1 protein-coding gene and 1 pseudogene are annotated in these 1,554 nt (G+C 69.4%); one reads left to right on the top strand and one right to left on the bottom strand.

Features of this window, described 5'->3' with window-relative positions; genetic code table 11:
- Positions 1–691: pseudogene (locus tag WBB07_RS10675) on the bottom strand (hypothetical protein); the annotation flags it as partial.
- 110 nt (positions 692–801) lie between these two features.
- Between WBB07_RS10675 and WBB07_RS10680 the strand changes: the two are divergent.
- Positions 802–1,458, top strand: coding sequence for a DUF6474 family protein (locus WBB07_RS10680; RefSeq protein ID WP_526307418.1), 657 nt, complete (start codon positions 802–804; stop codon positions 1,456–1,458).
- The last annotated feature ends 96 nt before the right edge of the window (positions 1,459–1,554 follow it).

A 1,554-nucleotide genomic window follows, 5' to 3' on the forward strand; every position in this document is an offset into this window, starting at 1 on the left:
TGACGCTCACCGGCGGGAGAACCACCGGTGCGGCGATCGGCGCCACCGCCGGACCGCCGAGCGGAGGGGCCGGACCACCGGGAGCAGCCCCGATGACGGGTTCGATGGGAGACGGGGCGCCGGTATCGGGGAGGCCCAGCCTCGGAGGTGTCGCTTCCGGCGGGGGGAAGCCGCCGTTCCCGCTGCCGCCACCACCCCCCGCGGGCGGATTTCCGGGTCCCGGGGCACCTGGGGGAAAGCTGGGTTCGTCATCGTCGTCGTCACAGGGCCACCACACGCTCCCGGGCTTCCACGGCTTGGCCGGTGGTGTCTTCGGTGGCCAGCTGCCGGACTCACCGGGAGGACGTGGGCCGGGGCCCCCGTTCCCGCCGGACCCGTTCCCCGTGTCGTCTTTGGGATACCCGGGGCGGCTGCGACCAGGCCTGTCACGTTCGCTTTTGGATTCCCTCGGCTTGGCATCCCCCTGATCGGAGCTGCCGGAGCCGGCACCCTGGCTGCCGCTCTGGTCGCCAGGCTGGGCAAACGCGGTGGCGGTGGCGGTGGCCCCACCGATCAGCAAACCACCGATGATGACCGCGCTGACCGCGGCTATTCGCGTTCGCGACTCGTCCACGCTCATCCCGATTCGCCTCGCCTGCGCCGGCTCGCGGCGACGACCACCGCCCGGCACCCACTTCGAAGTTTGGGCCATTCTCGCATATCCGCAGGTCGCAATTTCAAGCGTCGGCTCAGGCGATAGGGTTTATGCCAGTTAGTGGCACCGACCGCAATATTTCACGAGAGCACCGGGAGGCGACAGGTATGGGCCTGTTCACCAAGCGAAAGAGCCGCGCCACTCGGCGGGCCGAGGCCAAGGCCATCAAAGCCAAGGCAAAGCTCGAAGCCAAGCTGGGGGCCAAGAACGAGCGGCGCCGTATCAAATCGGCCACCCGCGCCGAATCCCGTTCTCTGAAGGCGCAATTGCGGTCACAGCGGGACACTGACCGCAACGCCCTGAAGATCGCCCAAACAGAACTGCGGGCCGCGCGGGAGGGCAAGCTGCTCTCCCCCGCCAGGATCAGGCGGACGCTGACGGTGACCCGCCTGCTGGCCCCGATCCTGGTACCGATCATCTACCGCGCGGCCACCGCTGCACGCGGGCTGCTCGATGAGCGCCGCGCCGACCGGCTCGGGATCCCGCTGAGTCAGCTCGGCCAGTTCTCCGGACACGGTGGCCAGCTTTCAGCGCGGATCGCCGGCGCCGAACGGTCGTTGCGCACCGTCGCCGAGAAGAAGCCCAAGGATGCCGAGACCAAGCAGTTCGTCAACGCGATCAGTGACCGCCTGACAGATCTGGCTGCCGCGGTCACCGCAGCTGAGAGCATGCCGACCGCACGCCGCCGCGCCGCACACGGTGCGATCTCCGACCAGCTCGACGGCATCGACGCAGACCTGATGGCCCGCCTCGGCGTCCTCTGAGCCGGGCCCTCTCCGGCTCCTGGCGCCCTTTCGCATGTCCGTCCGCACGTCGTCGCCCGCGTATTCGCGCAGCCTGAACGCTGCGGCGTTCACCGG

Origin of the sequence: Mycobacterium sp. (assembly GCF_049647605.1) — a bacterium.
In the GTDB taxonomy this organism is placed as follows: domain Bacteria; phylum Actinomycetota; class Actinomycetes; order Mycobacteriales; family Mycobacteriaceae; genus Mycobacterium.

Coding starts and splice junctions, on each gene's coding strand:
- WBB07_RS10680 (WP_526307418.1), top strand. CDS start 802: ATGGGCCTGTTCACCAAGCGAAAGAGCCGCGCCACTCGGCGGGCCGAG.